The sequence below is a fragment of the Limnomicrobium aquaticum genome, assembly GCF_040545545.1.
GTDB classification, from domain to species: Bacteria; Pseudomonadota; Alphaproteobacteria; order Rhizobiales; family Rhizobiaceae; genus Ensifer_A; species Ensifer_A aquaticum.
Map to the genome: position 1 here is coordinate 1 of NZ_JBEPMB010000006.1, position 16,009 is coordinate 16,009.

A 16,009-nucleotide genomic window follows, 5' to 3' on the forward strand; every position below is an offset into this window, starting at 1 on the left:
GCAAGGTTCTTGCCGAGGACATGCTGGACGAGTTCCATGGCGCCTGGAAGCAAAGCGTCGAGCCGGCGTTCGAGGCCTGGCAGTATTGATGGGGCCGCCCGGATCGGCGGCCTTTCCATCAAATTGAAATTTATGCGGAGATGACGTTCTCCGCCTGCCCGCGATATCGGCCGCGCGTATCAACAATCAGCTTGGCGTGACGGAGGACCATCTCGTAATCGAAATCGTCGTGGTCCGTAGCGATCACGACACAATCCACACTGCTCAAATATTCAGGTGTCAAGGCGACACTCTGAAGATCGAGATGGTGTTCACGCATCTTCGGGAAGGTTGGCAGATAAGGATCGGAGTAGGAAATCACTCCACCCTTTGCCTTGACGGCCTCCATAAGCCAGATTGAGGGCGATTCGCGGGCGTCATCGATGTTCTTCTTGTATGCGATGCCGAGGAAATGAACCCGGCTTCCGTTAAGCGCCTTCTTCTGGCCGTTCAGGCCGTCCATGATGCGACCGAGAACCCAGTTACGTATATCGTTATCAATCTCGCCCGACAGTTCGATGAAGCGGGTATTCAACCCGTATTCGCGGGCCTTCCAGGCGAGGTAGAACGGGTCGATCGGAATACAGTGGCCGCCGAGGCCCGGACCCGGGAAATACGGTGTGAAGCCGAACGGCTTGGTCGCGGCGGCATCAATCACCTCGAAAATGTCAACGCCCATCTTGTTGGCGACTATCTTCATCTCGTTCACGAGGCTGATATTGACCGAACGGTGGATGTTTTCGAGGAGTTTGGTCATTTCCGCAGCACGCGTGGAGGAAACTTCCACGAGACGCTGCACGATAATCGAATAGACTTCCTTGCCCTTGGCGAGGCAGGCCGGCGTCGTTCCGCCGATAACCTTCGGGATGGTTGCCGCGTTGAACTTCGCGTTGCCCGGATCTTCACGCTCCGGCGAATAGACGACGTAGAAATCCTCGCCGATGGTGAAGCCTAGCTTCTTCACGAAGCCACAGATTATCTCGTCCGTCGTGCCCGGATAGGTGGTGCTTTCGAGAGACATCATCTGCCCCTTGCGCAGATGCGGACCGATGAGGTCAAGCGTCGACAGGATGAAGGTCATGTCCGGTTCGCGCTGATGGGTCAGGGGTGTTGGAACGCAGATAATAATTCCATCGACAGCGCTCAAACCCGCAGGATCATTGCTTGCCGTGAGCTTCGCATTCGCCGCGGCGATGCGTTCGTTCGGGATATAACGGATCGGGCTGCGGCCTCCGTTGATCATATCCACCTTGGTCGAATCGATGTCGAAACCATAGACCTCGGTCCCCGCCTCTGCAAAATGGAGGGCAAGAGGCAGCCCGACATAGCCCAGTCCAATAATGCCGATCTTCATGAATAATGCTCTTCTTCATCGCGGTTGGATTTTGCTGTGCCATAGCCGACCAGCCGCGCGGTGTAAAGCCGACAGGAGCAACTTCACAAAGCTTGATAAGTGCTTTTGATCGTGCCAATACACCCTCGCCTTATGAATAAGGCAGCGGATAGAGGCGAGCCCATCCAGGCGTTTTACAAGGGCAGTATCAAGCTTGAGAATTTGGCTGGCGACGGTGGGGGAGCCACTTCCGATCGACGAGGGCGGACAGAGGTTGCTTCGTACAGGGCAATTTGCCGATTGGCTCTCTAGGCGCGGGCATGATGTCGTGTTTTTCACGGGAACCATGGACCACTACGCGCGGAGATTGCGATCTAAAACAACGGCCGAATACCGGATTGACCAGAACTATCGCATCATTGTCTTGGAGGGCAGGCTTTACAGCCGTTCGATTTCCTATTCGCGCTTCATGAACCATCGTGATGTTGCCAAAGCGTTTCGTACCATGGCGCCCAACTTGGAAAAACCCGATGTGGTTCTTTCCTCCTATCCGACGGAAGAATTGTGCCGGGCCATTCTCGACTATTGCGAACCGAGGAACATTCCCGTGGCAATCGACGTGCGGGATTTCTGGCCGGACATTTTCTCGGAGCTTCTGCCAGAGCCGTTCCGTTTCACGGGTGACCTGATCTTCAGCCCTTTCCGCCATGCCGCGCGCAGCACAGTCAGGCGGGCGGCGGCCCTGTCTGGCATGACGCAATCCGCCTTGAACTGGGCGTTGTCCCTGGCTGGGAGACAACAATCGAACGCAGATTTCTGGTTTCCGTTCAGCTACAAGGCACAGCAGCGAGGCGGCGCACAGGAACATGACGGCGTGCGGCTTTGCTTTATCGGCACCCTCTCCCATCGCAGCAATCTGGAAATCGTGGTCGACGCCATGAGACTTCTCTCCGGACGCAACGTCAAGGCGCATCTGGACATATGCGGGACAGGAGAAGCTTCGGACTCGCTGAAGGCGCGAGCATCCGGGCTCACCAACGTGACCTTTCACGGCTGGCTGTCCGCATCGGAGCTTTCCGACATCATGAAAGCCTCAGACCTGGGTGTACTCCCCTATGATCGGCCCGACTTCCATCTGTCGATCCCGAACAAGTTCGTTGAATATCTTGCAGGCGGGCTGGGCGTCCTATCTTGCACCGAAGGTGAAGTCCATCGGCTTATCGATGAACGCGATTGCGGCGTCTGGGTAGAGCCGTCAGCAACCAACATCGCGGCGGTGGTTTCGCAAGTGGGCACTGAGAGGCTCACCGGCATTCGTCGTAACGCTGCCGAACTTTTCGCGAACACGTTCGAGGAAGATCGGGTTTTTCAACGCGCGCTGAACGGTCTCGAAAATCTGGTCATCTCAAAGGACGCCTCAGAAAGGTAGCGCACCCGAATGCAGACGCCTTTGCGACTTTTTGGGTGTTGCCTTTGGCAAGCGGAGGATGCTAAGCGCGCTCAATGGTATCCATCGTGGCCAGCATTGACCGAGATGGCATACCTGGCATCCGCTGAAGCAACCCGCTCTATTCTGGATATTAAGTCATGGCGATCAATTTCATCGATCTGGCGGCACAACAAGCCGGCATCCGCGCAAAGCTAGACACGGCGATTGCCACCGTTCTGGATCAGGGCAACTACATCATGGGGCCGCAGGTCAAGTCCTTCGAAGCAGGGCTCTCAGACTTCTGCGGGGCAAAACATTCTCTTTCATGCGCAAACGGAACAGACGCCCTTTCGCTGGCCCTGATGGCACTGGGTGTCAAAGCGGGCGATGCCGTGTTCGTTCCATCCTTCACGTTCGCCGCGACGGCGGAGGTTGTCCCCTTTATTGGCGCGACGCCGATTTTTGTCGATGTTCATCCGGACACGTTCAACCTCGATACCGCAAGCCTGAAGCGCGGCATCGAAGAGGCAGGGCGGCTCGGTCTTACTCCGAAATGTGTGATCCCGGTTGATCTTTTTGGCCTTCCCGCAGACTTCAATGGCATCATTCCGATTGCCCGCGAAAATGGCATGTCGGTTATTGACGACGCGGCCCAGGGTTTCGGCGCGCGCTATCACAATCGGGTAGTCGGCTCGCTGGCCGACATTACTACCACATCGTTTTTCCCCGCAAAACCACTCGGCTGCTATGGCGACGGCGGCGCCGTGTTTACCGACAACGACGAGACCGCAAAGCTCATCGACTCCTATCGCGTCCACGGCAAGGGATCGCACAAATATGATAACGAGCGGATCGGCATGAACAGCCGCCTGGACACTCTTCAGGCCGCCATCCTGATCGAGAAGCTTGCCATTTTTGCCGACGAGATCGACAAGAGACAAGCTGTGGCCAAGCGGTATTCGGACGCCCTGCGCGGCACTTTCGAGGTGCCTCATATTCCGGACGGGCTGGTCAGCACCTGGGCGCAATACACGCTCAAGACGGCCTCGGAAGAAGCCCGGACGGCTTTTCAGGATAAGGCAAAAGCCGCGGGTGTACCGACGACAGTATACTACCCGGTGCCGCTGCACCTTCAGACTGCCTTCAAGGCATTTCCGCGCGACCCGAATGGCCTTGCGGTGAGCGAAGACCTCGCGAAGCGCGTGATCAGCCTCCCGATGCATCCGTATCTCGATACGGAAACGCAGGACACCATCATCAACGCGATCCTCTGATCGTCTTCTGCGAGAGCGCCAGCCCATGAAAATCCTCACCGTCATCGGCGCAAGACCGCAATTCATCAAGGCAATTGCGCTATCTCACGCAGTTGCCTCCACCGAGGGCGTCGAGGAAGTCTTGCTCCACACCGGACAGCATTACGACGACAACATGTCTGCCGTCTTTTTTCGGGAACTCGGGCTTGCGGAACCCAAGTACCGCTTCGATCTCGGCGGCGGCAGCCATGGACACATGACAGGCAAGCAGCTTTCCGCCATTGAGGATGCGCTTGTTTCCGAAAGGCCGGATGTTTGTCTGGTTTATGGCGACACAAACTCGACCCTCGCGGGCGCGCTCGCCGCTGCGAAGCTCCATGTGCCGGTCGCGCATGTCGAGGCCGGTCTGCGGTCGTTCAACAGGCGGATGCCGGAGGAGGTCAATCGTGTTCTTTCGGATCACGCTGCGACCTGGCTCTTCGCGCCCACTCAGACTGCGGTCGAAAATCTCGCCGGTGAGGGCATAAAGGGCGATCGCGTCCAGTTGGTGGGCGACGTGATGTATGACGTAGCGCGACTGGTCATTGATAACCCGGCCCGTAGAACGGATATCGTACGGCGGCTCGGGCTGGAAGGCCGACCTTACGTAGTATCCACGCTACATCGCCAGGAGACAACCGACGACCCAGCCAGACTTGTCGCCATCCTTGACGCGCTTGCTGAGACGGCAAAGGTGATGCCTGTAATCCTACCGCTGCATCCTCGCACTCGCAAGACGCTGGCCGGCCTGCCGCAGGCTGAAAAGGCAGCGTCGGTCTTGACAATGACCGAGCCGCTAGGCTTTTTCGACATGGCCTCACTTCTTGCAGGAGCGCGCCTCGTCGTAACGGACTCCGGTGGCCTGCAAAAAGAGGCGTTCTTCCACAAGGTTCCCTGCGTCACAGTGAGAGACGAGACGGAATGGGTTGAACTGCTTCAGCTTGGCTGGAACCGGCTTCCGGAATCGTTTGACGTCCAAGGCATTCGAACTGCCATTGCCGGTGCGCTCGCAAGCGCGCCGGGTAATGCCGGTGAACCCTATGGAGACGGACATGCTGCAAAGCATATCCTTCGATACCTGATGCAGACCTGCAAATAAGCTCGAGCATCCAGCGGAAATCATCATGGCTAACGTCGTCCACGTCACCACGGTACATCCGCGCTACGACATTCGAATCTTTCGGAAAGAGTGCCTTACGCTTGAGGCTGCAGGCTTCGATGTCCAGCTTGTGGTTGCGGATGGCAAGGGCGACGAGGGCCAGGACGGCGTGACGATACACGATATTGGTCTCGTTCGTGGTCGCTTGAAGCGCATGACGTTGTTGCCCATGCGAGCATTCTTTCATATCCGGAGACTGAAGCCCTCGCTGGTCCATTTTCACGACCCTGAATTTCTTCCCGTCGGGTATCTGCTTCGCCTCTCGGGGCTTGAGGTCATCTATGATTCACACGAAGACCTCCCGCGGGCCATCTTGAGCAAGGAATGGATCCGCCCAACGCTGCGTAGAGCCATTTCTGGACTCTCGGAGACGATTGAGGATTTCTGTGCGCGGCGAATGAGTGCCATTGTTGCCGCAACCCCGCACATCGCGTCGCGCTTCGATCGCATCAATCCTCGGACGATCAGCGTCACCAATTATCCCGTGATTTCCGAGAATGACGCTTTGCCCGAGCGGAAGCCCGAGAATGCGATGTTCATCTATGTTGGGGCAATTTCTCGCAAGCGCGCCGCCCTTGAAATGGTCATTGCTACAAAGCTAGCTGGAGCAAGACTTTATCTCGCCGGTCCCTTCGAGGATGCCGCTCTTGAAGCCGAAATGCGCAAACTACCGGAATGGGATTGTGTGACCTATCTGGGCTATGTCGATCAAAGTGCGCTGGCGCCATATCTAAGCAAATCGATGGCGGGGCTGCTGATGTTCTATCCGGAGCCCAATCACATCAACTCCGTCCCGAACAAGATGTTCGAGTACATGGCATCGGCGCTTCCGATCCTTTGCTCAAATTTTGAAAGCTGGAAATCAATCGTACTGGGCAACTCGATCGGCCTTTTCTGCGATCCGACATCTCCCGAAAACATCGCCGGGCAAATGAAATGGATCATCGAGCATCGTGACGAAGCCGAGGCGATGGGGACCAAGGCGCGCGTGATCGTCCATGAAAAATACCGGTGGCAGAACGAGGCATGCAAGCTCGTCGCTCTCTACAATCGCATTCTTGGCAAAATCTGACCGAGATCGAGCGGCAGAGCAAATCACTCTGTGAACTCCCTCCTTGTGGTCAGCTTCGGAATAAACCCGGCCGGAAACAGCCGACAGCTTGCAGCTTATGGACTGCTCGTATAAACCAGCGCCAGATTGAATTTGGGAGCGGGATAGGCGGCCGGGCGCATGTTCCGTTGGCTTCCCGGGCAAATGGTTGGTGGAAGGGTCCTTCTGGCAACGATGACCTCGCGGCTACTCAGTAAGATAGAGCTGATCTGGAGACTACCATGCAAGCAGTGAACCCTCGCGTTGCCGTTATCGGATGCGGCGGATGGGGCAAGAATATCGTCAAGAACGTTGCAGCTCTTGGCGCCTTGACAGCGATCTCCGATGCCTATCCGCAGACTGCTGCGCAGTTCGCAGCCGAGTACAACGTGCCAGCACTGTCGACGGACCAGATTGCCGGCAATCCCGAGATCGATGCCGTCTGTGTTGCGGTTCCGGCGGAGCTTCACCTGGCCGTTGCCAAGCAGATGCTCGAGGCAGGAAAGCATGTCTTCGTGGAAAAACCGTTAGCCCTGTCGGTCAAGGACGGGGAAGTCCTCGCGGAGGTCGCCCGAAAGACAGGGCGTACGCTGATGGTCGGGCATCTTCTGCAATATCATCCGGTTTTCCGGAAGCTCCTGTCCATGGCAAGGGCAGATGATTTCGGTACGCTGCGCTACATCTATTCGAACCGGTTGAGTCTTGGCAAAGTCAGACAAGAAGAAAACGTCTTGTGGAGCTTTGCGCCGCACGACATTTCGATGGTACTGGCGCTTGCCGGCGCGGCGCCGACAAGTGTGAGCGCAACGGGAACGGCGTTCGTGACCCCAGGGCTTGCCGATTTTGCGACCACCCATCTGCGTTTCGAAAGTGGTCTCGATGCGCATGTACTGACGTCGTGGATGCATCCATTCAAGGAACAACGCATCGTCGTCGTCGGAGACAAGGGAATGGCCGTGTTCGACGACGTCAGGCCGTGGCAGGAAAAGCTCGAAGTTTTCGACAATCACATAGAATGGAAGGATGGACGTCCGGCTCCGACGAAGGGCGCCGGAAAGTTCGTCTCTGTGGAACAGGCCGAACCGCTCCGTGAAGAAATCCGGCATTTCCTGCAGGCGGCTTCAACCGGACACCAGCCCCTGACAGATGCCGCCGAGGGTCTGAGGGTGTTGGCGGTTTTGGAGAAGGCCGAGGCGGATCTCCGAAAGAAGGTCGGCAGCACTGAGAAGCCTGCCTATTTTGCCCATTCATCGGCAGTGATCGACGACAATGTGACGGTGGGCGAAAACTCCAAGATCTGGCATTTCAGCCATATTCTTTCGGGCAGCAATCTCGGGCGTGACGTCGTGGTCGGTCAGAATGTGGTCATCGGCCCGGCGGTGAATGTCGGGAACAATTGCAAGATCCAGAACAATGTCAGCCTTTATAACGGCGTTGAGCTTGAAGACGACGTCTTCTGTGGTCCTTCGTGCGTCTTCACCAATGTCAAGACACCCCGCGCCCATATCAGCCGAAAACACGAGTTTCTCAAGACACTCGTCAAGCGTGGCGCAACCATCGGCGCGAATGCGACCATCGTCTGCGGTAACACGCTCGGTGAATATTGCATGATCGGTTCCGGATCGACGGTGACCAAGAATGTACCTCCTCATGCACTCTGGGTCGGCTCGCCAGCGCGTCACCTCGGCTGGGTCTCCCGCCGTGGCGTTCGTATGGGCGATGATCTCGTCTGCCCGGAATCGGGCGAGCGCTATGAACTGGACGAAACGACCGGCGGTCTGAGGCTCATTGGATGACCGAAATTTCACTGATCATTCCCGCCTACAACGAGAACGCGATCATCAAGAAAACTGTCAGCGAGCTCGTCTCCTTCATGCGGGCCGAAATGCCTGGGCGCAGCTTCGAGATTATCGTTATCGATGACGGCTCTACCGACGGCATGGCAGATCGGCTCGCCGAAATCGCCATGGATAACCTCAAGGTGGTGCGTCATTCGCGCAATCGCGGCCGCGGCGCGGGCGTTCGAACCGGGTTCGACGCCGCAACGGGCGACTATGTGGTAACGCTCGATTCCGATCTTTCTTATGCGCCGAACCACATCCCGCGCATGCTTAAGCCCCTCGAGGAAGGCAGGGCGGATATCGTTCTGGCGTCTGCCTACCACCCCCAAGGTATCGTGCGTAATGTCCCCTGGATGCGTGCGAAGCTGTCCTACTACGGAAACAAGGTGCTCAGCGCGGGCGTGCGTGGCCAGCTCCACACACTGACCTGCATTGTTCGCGCCTATCGAAAAGAAGTGGTGAAATCGCTCGAATTGGTCAGCGACGGAAAGGATCTCCATATCGAGATCATCCAGAAGGCGAATCTGTTCGGCTTCCGTATCGCGGAAGTTCCCGCAACTCTTGACTGGCGCGACAAGTCGAGAGCAAAGCGTGTCGGCAAGGGCGGGGCATTTCCGCTTCTCGCCATGTCCGGAACGATTGCGTCCCACCTGGTATACAACTACGTGCTGAGACCCGGCGCGATGCTCTTCGTGCCGGTCTCCATTCTCGCCATCTCGGTGTTTCTCGGCCTGTTGACGCTGTTCATCAACTGGATCCTGGCGATCGGAAGGAGCATCGACCAAGGCATTTTCTTTGCGCTTTATGAAGGTCTTCGGGAAACTCTGCTCAAGGGCAGCTTGACGCTGGCAATCACAGGCGCCAGCGGAGTCGTTCTGCTCGTCTTCGTCGCTTTCTACTTCCAATCCCTGCAAAGCAAGAAGCAATTCGAAGAGCTCTATCTTCTGATGTCGCGGATGAACGAAAAGCTGAAGAAACTGGAAGCGGAGAAAGCGGACTGATGTGCGGCATCTGCGGCATTCACGGACCGGGCGCGTCGCTTGATCCTATCGCCACGATGCTCGATCAGATGCAACATCGCGGACCGGACGGGACCGGGCAATGGGCCGCGCCGGGAATAGCGCTCGGCCATCGCCGCCTTTCTATCGTTGATCTTTCCGAACGCGGCCGGCAGCCGATGTTTTCTAGCGACGGAAACATCGTAATTTCGGTAAACGGTGAAATCTACAACTATCATGAGCTTCGGGCCGAGCTGGAAGCGCTCGGTTGCATTTTTAAATCGGATTGTGACAGCGAAACCGTCATCCACGGCTGGGAAATGTGGGGCGAAGCAAGCTTCTCCCGCTACAATGGTATGTTCGCGATCGCCTTGTGGGATCGGCGCAGCCAGGCGCTCTATCTCGTCCGCGATCGTATGGGGATAAAGCCCATCTATTATTGGGAACATTCGGGAACGACGCTTTTTGCGTCTGATCTCAGAGCGATTGTGGCAGCGAGCGGCCGCGCCGAATGGAGAATGTCAGGAACCGGGCTTGCCCAGTATCTCAAGTTCGAGAACCGTTTTGGGAAAACAACCATGCTTGAAGGGGTCAGCATGGTTGAGCCGGGGCACATGCTGAAATTCGATGCCAATGGCATACAGGACAGGGTTTATAGCGACGCCCTTGCCTGCGAACCGCGGGAGGCGGACTTCTCGACCGCGCTGGCGGAGTTTCCGCTGAGGTTCGGCCAGGCGATTGACCGACATCTGATGAGCGACGTGCCACTTGCTTCTTATCTGAGCTCCGGCATCGACAGCGGGATGGTCACGCTTTATTCCGCGCGTAGACTGACGGCGGGACAGGCGACCAAGGGTCCTGCGGCATTCACGGGAACGTTCGATGCCGGCGGCTGGTATGACGAGGTCTCCGGCGCAGCGCTGGTGGCAGGTTCCGCAGACTTGCCGCACACCCGTGTGACAATCGGAGCCGACGCCTTTCGCAACTATTTCGACGAACTTGTTTTTGCGCTCGAAGAACCGCGCATGGGAACGGGCGCCCTGCCCCAATACCTCGTGGCGAGGAAGGTGGCCGAAACGCATAAGGTCGTGTTGACCGGTCACGGGGGCGACGAGCTTTTCGCAGGATATCCGGTCTTCAAATTCGTTGCGATGATTGAGGCCCTGAAGCAGGGAGACGGACGTGTGTTGCTTCGCCTTGTCCGGTCATTGCGGATTTCGGAGCTTCCGCACATCGCCTACTTTGCTCTCAGAGGTCTGATCGGGGGAAGCGAAAGGCCCTTCCTGCCGCGCCTCTTTGGACAGACAATGCTCCGGAGGTTGCTCAAAGCCCCAACCTTCGACGCCGTCCAACGGGAGGAAGGCCGCAACACGGTTTCGAAAGAGAGCGGCCTTGCGGCACTCATGCGCCAGCATGTCCAGGATTACCTGCCGGGGCTTCTTGTCGTGGAGGACAAGGTCTCGATGGCCCATTCGCTCGAGTCCCGAACGCCGTTCCTCGACAATGAACTGGTGGACTGGGCGTTGTCGCTCTCACTTTCGTCGAAACTCGATGGCGGAAAGTTAAAGGCTATCCCGAAGGCTGCGGCGCGCGGCCTCCTTCCCGATGCAATATTCAGCATGCCAAAGCGCGGCTTTCCAAACCCCCTCAGCCAATGGCTGAGGGGCGATCTTGCACCATGGGCTGCCGAACGTCTCTTTGGCCCGGAGAGCGAGCTCGGCTTGATCTTTGAAACCTCGCAAATAGAGCGGTTCTGGAAATCCTATGAGCGTTCCTGGTTTCGGCGATTGAGACCGCTGGACGAGATCGCCACGCACCGTATCTGGATGCTGCTTTGCCTTGAGAGCTGGATACGCCAGTATCGGACCCATCTGGGGGTGCGTCTCGTTGCCCCCTGCGGTGAGGAACGTCGTTGAACATTTTCATATCCCCGACGCTTGCGGCCAATCCTTACGCTACCGAGATCGAAGCGGCGCTACCCCGCGTTCTCGCAATGGCAGACACCGATCCCCTTAACACGACCCTTGGCCTCGGAGATCGACAGTACTGGGCATGGAAACTCATAGATTTCCCGAACGGCACGCTTCAAGGTCCGGTCAACGGGCTCTCGGCGCTCATCGCCGCCGGTGCCTTTGCGTCAGGGGTCGATTTGAAGTCCTTACGGCGACGAATCGAGGACGGGTTTTCTGCAACCTCCCGCATCATGCGCCGGGACGGAAGCTTCGAGGAAGCGCTTCCCCTCGAACAGTCCTACTGCGTGACGGCGCTGGTGCTTTACGATCATCTGCAGGCGGCCCGTCGCCTTGGCGGCGAACTGATCGCAAGGACTGGCGATTTCGCACCTGCTGTGGACTTCTTGGTCAAGCGCGATGAGACCCACGGCTTTATCTCCAATCATCTTGCAACGGCTGCCGCGGCGCTGCTGATGTGGGATCGCATGCATGGCGACACCAAGGCACGGAACAAGGCGGTGTCCCTGATCGACAGGATCGTCGGACGGCAGTCCGCCGAGGGATGGTTCGACGAGTATGGGGGCGCCGACCCGGGCTATCAGACGCTGTGCATGACGCACCTTGCCGAAGCCGCCCAGATGCTGGATTCGCCGAAGCTTTGGCTGGCGCTGGAACGCGCATGCGATTTTCTGGCACATTTTGCGCATCCGGATGGGTCATTCGGCGGGATCTATGGAAGCCGCGCAACGCGGATATATTATCCGGCAGGCATGGAGCTGCTAGCGGCGCGGTTTTCGTCGGCGCGCGCGCTTGCCGAATGGATGCGCCCTGCCATCGCCCGCAAGGCGGCGGTTACCCTCGCCGCGATCGATGCACCGAACCTCTCGCCGGTCTTCAACAATTACTGCGAAGCACTACTCAACGCTGGCCATCTGATGGAAACTCTCCCGTCAACGCCGGCACCGGAAGGCCGTCACATCTTCCCGGATGCCGGCCTTGTAGTCGATCGCGGCGCACATCACTACTCCATCATTTCGACGCGCAAGTCTGTCATTTATCATTGGCGTGACGGGAAGCTCGATATTTGCGATTCGGGCCTGGTCTTGTCGGATGACCGCCGGCAGGTTTTGACCAGCCAGGGATCGAAGGACACTGCCGTCGAGATGCTGGACAACAAAATCATCTTGCACGGCACCTTGGCCAAACGTTCCGTTCCAACTCCCAACCCCTATAATTTTCTTGTCTTGCGGTTCCTTACCCTGTCGATCATGCGCATCCCCTGGATGAACGGTTTCATCAAGACCATGATCGCCCGTCTGCTCGTGCAGGCCGGGGGCAGTTCTGGCGCGCGGTTCCGCCGCACGGTGACTTTGGGAATGGACCTGTCAGTTTCGGACGACTGGGAACCGCGGGAACTGAAGAAGGTCAGCCTGGACCGGCCGTTCTCGGCAATTCATATGGCCAGTTCGGGCTACTGGCAGCGCAGCGACACGGAGTTGAGGCCGAAATGATCCCAAGGCTGCGACCTCAATTGACCCTCTGCGATCTCGTTGCCGCGTTCGCCGGCCGAAACTCTGTCGAGGAATTCGAGACCGTTTTTGCCGAGACGATGCAACAGGCGCATGCGGTTGCGTTCCCCTATGGGAGAACAGCCCAGTTGCTTCTTCTTGAGGCCATGGGATTGAAGGATCGCGAGATCATTCTACCGGCCTATACATGCGTTGTCGTTGCCCACGCGATCGTGCTTTCCGGAAATCGACCGGTCTTCATCGACAGCGAACCCGGCGGCTTCAACATGGATCTCGACCTCGCCGAGGCCGCCGTGACCGAGCGAACCGCCGCAATCATGGCAACTTCGATTCACGGCTACCCCGTCGATCTGGATCGCCTGGATGCTATCCGGGAAAAGCACCCTCATGTGGCGATCCTGCAGGATTGTGCCCATTCCTTCGCCGCGGAATGGCAGGGGCGCCCGGTGCAAAAGGCGGGACTTGCCGCCATTTTCGGATTGAACGTCTCGAAGTTGATGACATCGATTTTCGGCGGAATGATAACGACAGACGACAACGAACTTGCTGCGCGTTTGCGGGAAATAAGGTCGCGCCACCTGATGCGCGAAGGTGGACGGAACCTCGGTCGAGCGGTGTACCTCACAGCCGCCGCAGCGGCGCTTTCACCGCCTGTTTTCGGAATGGTCAAGCGGATTTCCGAGATGGGACTGATCGACCGGTTCATCCGGTATTATGATGAAAGCCTCATAGATATGCCCAAAGACTATCTCAGCCAGATCGGTCGTGCGGAAGCGAGTGTTGGCGTTCGGCAGAGTCGCCGCTACCGCGTCAACATCCAAAGGCGTAGGGACCTTGCCGCCTACTATGATGCATCGCTCGGGGATATGATGCCAAACGCGCTTCCTCCGCTCATCGATGGCGCAACATATTCGCACTACGTGCTCAGAGTGGACGATCCAGAAACATACTGCTCAGAGGCCCTGAGGCGCGGCGTGGAACTCGGACGGCTGATCGATTACTGTGTGCCCGACATGCCGTCCTATCGCGAACTGGCGCGCGGCCAAGGCCCATTCCCCGAAACACACCGGCTGAATAGAACGGTCCTCAACCTTCCTATCTGGGGTGACAAGGCCAAGGCGGACAGGGTGATCGGGGTGGTAAAGGACATTGCGCGGAGCAGGTTAGTTCACCACTCGTCAGCTTATACCAAGGATCATTGATTAGAACCCATTTGACCGGATCGATTTTGACTTCCGGCTAGGAGAAAACCGCAGTCGGACCACAAGGTCCGGCGAGGATTTTAGACGACGTCCGGAAGCCAAAAGCGACCGGCCCCACTCGCCAGGCCGCTTTGCTGAAAGCAAAGCGATTGCACTGGCGAGCAGCTTTATCCGTTTGCAGGATTGCAATCGCAATCCTGCGGGCGGGTGGCATGGAAATCGGCCACCGGAGGGCGTCGAAATCCTCGACCGATGCTTTTGCATCGCTCTCCGGTTTCTCCTACCCGGATGTCCGTTTCCAAGCCATCAAATGGGTTCTAATCAATGATCCTTGGTATTAGTGTTGATCGATGTGACCAATGCACCTATGAACGGCATCGAAAGTCCAGAATGCCCTGTGAGTTTGAGCTTCCAATGGTACGAGACACATCGATATTCGCCTGCCCTCAGTGTGGCGGGACTCTGGCGAAGCAAACGGGAGGATTGTCATGCGTCGAGCATGGAATGTATCCGTCAGAAGAGCATTTTTTTGACTTTTTGCCCAACCATTCGAATAACTTTGACGATCACTGGACGGGAGCCTCCTCGAGCCAACGCGCGGAGGCAAAAGAAAAGGTAGCGAAGCAGTTCCTTGCGCCGATCAGAAATATGATCGAAGAAGGTGGTCGCCTCCTAGACGTGGGATGCGGAGATGGAGTCCATATCAAGCTTATTGCCGGCACAGGAAATAAGACCCAATTGTACGGGTTGGACATGTCAGTAACGGCTCTTCGCAACGCCTCTGAAATACACGGAAGCTGGAACGCCGTTCACGCAGACGCGCAGCACCTGCCGTTCCACGACAGAACCTTCGACATTGTCATATCTTTCGGAGTTCTCGCCTACCTCGAAAATCCCCGGGAAGGCTTGGCGGAAATCTCCCGTGTCGTGCGCTCCGGCGGGATGATCGGCCTCTGGATTGCTCCACCAACAAAGGGTTTTGCCCAATTCATGCTTAGACTAACCCGGTCGATCGCCACCAGACTGCCATTGTTCTTTCAGAAGCGTCTGGCTGACTTCATAGTTCCGTTTCTAACCTTCCTGCCGACCGTGTCGAAACTAGACCTACGTACCGGAACTTGGCGCGAGTGCCGAGAAGTAGTTCTAGTCAATATTGCACCACCGAGACTCGCTTTTCCCAAAAAGGAGACTGTGGAAAGTTGGCTGATTTCCGTCGATTTTGAACCGATACATCGCATCGGAGCTATTCCAGGTGAATACTGGGCTAGAAAGAACTGATATGAAAATTGTAGTTCTGACCAACAATGATCTCACCGGAAATTTGATATTCTCTGAATTGTTCAATGCTTTAGGAATAAATATAGAAGCGGTATTTTTTAGCAAAAGCCCAGTGAAAAAGAAAGACAACGTGGTCGCGGCTGCACTTTCGCTACTCAAACGGATGGATGTGCGATATTGGCTTTTCCTCGTCGTAACGAACGGATTTTTCTCTATATACTCAAATTTGACCTCTTTCTTTCGCTTGACACCGGCGTTTGGGCCCTTGCGCGACTTGAAAGCCTTATCGCTTGTGCGAAATGTAAAGCTATTCAGCAGTATCAACTTCAACGACAAGGAAACCAAAGAAATCCTGCGGGCCCTCGAGCCGGATCTCTTGCTCATTCGTGTAAGCACCATCCTTGACGCTGAAATTCTATCGATTCCGAAGCTGGGCACATGGTGTGTCCATTCCAGCCTACTGCCCGCGTATGGTGGCATCGCAGGGGAATTTCAGGCACTTCGGGAAGGCCGCCTCAGCCTTGGCTCAACGGTCTTCAAAGTTACGGTCAAGCTCGATGAGGGGCCACCTCTTGCCCAAGTCGCCTTCGAAAGCGACCCCAAGGCTTCTCTCTTTTGGCATATCGTCGAAAATAATCGTCGTGCCGGGCAGCTTCTTTCGGAGATGGTGAGCAATTTGGCCCTCGGAAATCCACCGGACAAGCCGCTCTTGAATCAAGGCTTGGAACCCAGCTATTACTCTTGGCCTGATGCCAGTCAGGTTGACGAGTTTCTGGCTACGCGGCGCCCCCTTCTGGGATTCTTCAACTTCCTTCTCCTTCTTGCAGCCTCAATGAGAATTGTGAGACCTAAATTCAGGTGAACTGA

12 protein-coding genes are annotated in these 16,009 nt (G+C 56.7%); 11 read left to right on the forward strand and 1 reads right to left on the reverse strand.

Annotated elements, in window-relative coordinates; all coding sequences use genetic code 11:
- Nucleotides 1-130: 130 nt before the first annotated feature.
- Complete coding sequence (locus tag ABID16_RS16900; RefSeq protein WP_354557538.1) at nucleotides 131-1,393, reverse strand: nucleotide sugar dehydrogenase; 1,263 nt, start codon at nucleotides 1,391-1,393, stop codon at nucleotides 131-133.
- A gap of 325 nt (nucleotides 1,394-1,718) precedes the next feature.
- Here ABID16_RS16900 and ABID16_RS16905 point away from each other — a divergent pair, with 325 nt between their 5' ends.
- From ABID16_RS16905 to ABID16_RS16955, 11 genes are all read left to right on the forward strand, one after another.
- Nucleotides 1,719-2,801 carry a glycosyltransferase gene (locus ABID16_RS16905; RefSeq protein ID WP_354557539.1) on the forward strand — a complete coding sequence of 361 codons (1,083 nt, stop codon included), beginning with the start codon at nucleotides 1,719-1,721 and terminating at the stop codon, nucleotides 2,799-2,801.
- 158 nt (nucleotides 2,802-2,959) lie between these two features.
- A complete protein-coding gene (locus tag ABID16_RS16910) occupies nucleotides 2,960-4,075 on the forward strand; it encodes a DegT/DnrJ/EryC1/StrS family aminotransferase (RefSeq protein WP_354557540.1) in 1,116 nt (371 codons plus the stop codon).
- Nucleotides 4,076-4,100: 25 nt separating this feature from the next.
- On the forward strand, nucleotides 4,101-5,192 hold the full coding sequence (gene wecB, locus ABID16_RS16915; RefSeq protein ID WP_354557541.1) for a non-hydrolyzing UDP-N-acetylglucosamine 2-epimerase: 1,092 nt from the start codon (nucleotides 4,101-4,103) through the stop codon (nucleotides 5,190-5,192).
- Between the two features lie 25 nt (nucleotides 5,193-5,217).
- Nucleotides 5,218-6,324, forward strand: coding sequence for a glycosyltransferase (locus tag ABID16_RS16920; protein WP_354557542.1), 1,107 nt, complete (start codon nucleotides 5,218-5,220; stop codon nucleotides 6,322-6,324).
- A gap of 260 nt (nucleotides 6,325-6,584) precedes the next feature.
- Nucleotides 6,585-8,138 carry a Gfo/Idh/MocA family oxidoreductase gene (locus ABID16_RS16925; RefSeq protein ID WP_354557543.1) on the forward strand — a complete coding sequence of 518 codons (1,554 nt, stop codon included), beginning with the start codon at nucleotides 6,585-6,587 and terminating at the stop codon, nucleotides 8,136-8,138.
- Nucleotides 8,135-9,184, forward strand: a complete 1,050-nt coding sequence (locus ABID16_RS16930; protein ID WP_354557544.1) for a glycosyltransferase family 2 protein — start codon at nucleotides 8,135-8,137, stop codon at nucleotides 9,182-9,184. Before ABID16_RS16925 ends, ABID16_RS16930 begins: the two co-directional genes overlap by 4 nt.
- On the forward strand, nucleotides 9,184-11,097 hold the full coding sequence (asnB, locus tag ABID16_RS16935) for an asparagine synthase (glutamine-hydrolyzing) (protein ID WP_354557545.1): 1,914 nt from the start codon (nucleotides 9,184-9,186) through the stop codon (nucleotides 11,095-11,097). Before ABID16_RS16930 ends, asnB begins: the two co-directional genes overlap by 1 nt.
- Before the next feature lie 341 nt (nucleotides 11,098-11,438).
- Nucleotides 11,439-12,644, forward strand: coding sequence for a hypothetical protein (locus ABID16_RS16940; RefSeq protein WP_354557546.1), 1,206 nt, complete (start codon nucleotides 11,439-11,441; stop codon nucleotides 12,642-12,644).
- Nucleotides 12,641-13,864 carry a DegT/DnrJ/EryC1/StrS family aminotransferase gene (locus ABID16_RS16945; RefSeq protein WP_354557547.1) on the forward strand — a complete coding sequence of 408 codons (1,224 nt, stop codon included), beginning with the start codon at nucleotides 12,641-12,643 and terminating at the stop codon, nucleotides 13,862-13,864. Before ABID16_RS16940 ends, ABID16_RS16945 begins: the two co-directional genes overlap by 4 nt.
- Nucleotides 13,865-14,368: 504 nt before the next feature.
- Nucleotides 14,369-15,142 carry a class I SAM-dependent methyltransferase gene (locus tag ABID16_RS16950; RefSeq protein ID WP_354557548.1) on the forward strand — a complete coding sequence of 258 codons (774 nt, stop codon included), beginning with the start codon at nucleotides 14,369-14,371 and terminating at the stop codon, nucleotides 15,140-15,142.
- A 1-nt stretch (nucleotide 15,143) separates the two neighbouring features.
- Entirely contained in the window at nucleotides 15,144-16,004 is an 861-nt protein-coding gene (locus ABID16_RS16955) for a formyltransferase family protein (RefSeq protein WP_354557549.1), read from the forward strand.
- Nucleotides 16,005-16,009 lie beyond the last annotated feature (5 nt).